General features: G+C 62.9%; 2 protein-coding genes. Both read left to right on the plus strand.

Features of this window, described 5'->3' with window-relative positions:
• Positions 1 to 284: 284 nt before the first annotated feature.
• Positions 285 to 743, plus strand: a complete 459-nt coding sequence (locus CIK71_RS17260; protein WP_096166902.1) for an ImmA/IrrE family metallo-endopeptidase — start codon at positions 285 to 287, stop codon at positions 741 to 743.
• 143 nt (positions 744 to 886) lie between these two features.
• Positions 887 to 1,666, plus strand: coding sequence for a hypothetical protein (locus CIK71_RS17265; protein WP_096166903.1), 780 nt, complete (start codon positions 887 to 889; stop codon positions 1,664 to 1,666).
• The last annotated feature ends 522 nt before the right edge of the window (positions 1,667 to 2,188 follow it).

The following is a 2,188-nucleotide window of genomic DNA, read 5'->3' on the forward strand; positions in this document are numbered from 1 at the left end:
ACACTCAGCTCTGAAGAGCCGTTAATGTCGAAGAGGTTGAGGCGATTAAGAACCCTGGTGCGCAAGTTTTCGTGATCGGCGGCGGGCAAATTGGGTCCGTCGCGATTGCGCTCACTCTGGGAAGGCATTTCCTAACTGTGCGGCGCAGGATGCACGTACTGGTGGCTGCCTTTGGGTGCTACATGAACTCAAGCCCATCGACAAGCGCCACGAAACTGCGCGGGCGCGCTCAAGGCGTGGGTAAGAGGCTCTGATCTGTCTCTGCGAGTGGCTATGGTCCGGACATGAAGCATGGCCACGCCACGGCCTCGACCTACCACCCGTGGCGGATGCTCCGCACCGACTGGGCTCATGTAGAGCTCGAGCACACCGACGACATCCCGTGCGGCCGCCTCGCGGACACCAACGGCATTGATCACATCCGTATGCGGCGCCGGCTGTACCAGGTCGAGCGTCGGTGCGCGCTCGCCCATGAGCTGATCCATCTCGAGCGTGGAAACACGGGGGAGTGCTCGCCCGCGCTGCAGGCCGAGGCGAGCCGCGAAGCGGCCCGATGGCTCATTCCCTGGGAGCAGTTGCTTGCTGCAGTGCGATGGTCTCGAGGTGAGTCTGAACTGGCGGACGAGCTGTGGGTGACCGTGCCCATCCTGCGAGCCCGTACAGGAGCACTCCGGGCCGTCGAGCTCATGGAGATCGCGTTCGCCGTCCACGACGCGCACTACATCATGCCGGGCGACGAATAGGGCTGTGGAGCGGGCGACCTCCATTTTTCGCTGAGGGGACTGCGCCACACCGCTGGTCACGGATCGGTCTCGCCGGGAACGAACGTCGGACACGTGTGCGAATCTTCAATCATCCGCACCTGAGCCTCGAAAGGACTCCCGCCATGAAGTGCACCATCAGACTGCTCGTTGTACCTGCCGCCACGATGCTCCTCCTTGCGAGCTGTGGTGCCAACGACGAGGCGGTGCCCGCTGAGGGCACTGCTGCACAGGAAGCCTCCCAGGTCGAAGACGAGGCCTTCGACGTAGAGCAGGCTGACGAGTCCGAATCCTGGCCCATCGTTGAGGACGAAGATGGCAGCGTTGTTGATCCCGATGATCAGCTCCTGAACGATGGCGGGGACGAAGCGGGCCAGGGGAACGTGACCAGTCTGGAGTTCGGTGATGAGAACTTCGAGATAGACATGGATGCTCTCACCGCCGGTGTCTACCCGTCCACGGGGAGCTACTTCCTTGAAGGGTCGACGGGGGTTCAGGCCATTGCCGAGATCGGCGCGGAGGCCCCGAGTGAGTTGGAGGCCATGCGCGAGAGCCTCGGGGCCGATCCTGTCACCTATGTCCGCTTCGACGTCGACAATCGGAACGGCACCGAGGAGATCGGTATGTACGAGCTGACGATGTACGACGCAGCTGGTGAGGAGTATAGATTCTCCCCGATTACGGACACGTTTAATGACTGGGGCGAGGGTATTGACGGTTACAGCAACGAGCAGATGGATCTCTCCGATGCAGTCGACGACGCCGGTCTGGGCGGAAATGCTTCGGTCGGCCAGCGCAACGAGCAGTGGCTGATTGGCCCCAGTGAGTTGCCTGACGAGGTTTCCGTCATGCATACCCAGGCGGAAGGTTTTGCCGACGAGTTCTACCCCCTGCCCCTGCTCTGAATACCGAGCAGCCTGACCTCAACGCATTCAGCCTGGATGCTCCTGCAGCTATCGAAGCATGAGAGAAGCCCCCGACGCCGTTATGGCGTCGGGGGCTTCGTGGTGCGGGCATCTGGGTGACGTGCACCAGCAAAGCTCTCGAAGTCACCGTCGGCCCGTTGAGCAGCGGCCTGCTCCTGGATTGGCTCGCTGCGTTGTCGCCGAGCTGATCAGAAACGCAGGAAGCGCCCCGCCCTCCTGGAGGGCCGGGGCGCTTCCTGCGCGGAGAACTTCGTGTGTGCTCCGCCCGACACAGCGTGCGTTCTCCGCCCGACACAGCGAGCGGGCTCCACCCGACAGAACGACGTGCACCGAGTCCTGCGGGTGGGAATGAGCGGGTGGAGGGGAGCGGCCCGAGCGGACGACGAGAACGGAAGGAAGGGCCCGGAGGCCGACGGTGAGTACGATCGTCGACACGATGCCGAGGGAGGCTCATCATGTGCGGACGGTATGTGCTCGAGGTCGGTCTGAGCATTGTCCGTC

This window comes from Brachybacterium alimentarium, assembly GCF_002332425.1.
GTDB classification, from domain to species: Bacteria; Actinomycetota; Actinomycetes; order Actinomycetales; family Dermabacteraceae; genus Brachybacterium; species Brachybacterium alimentarium.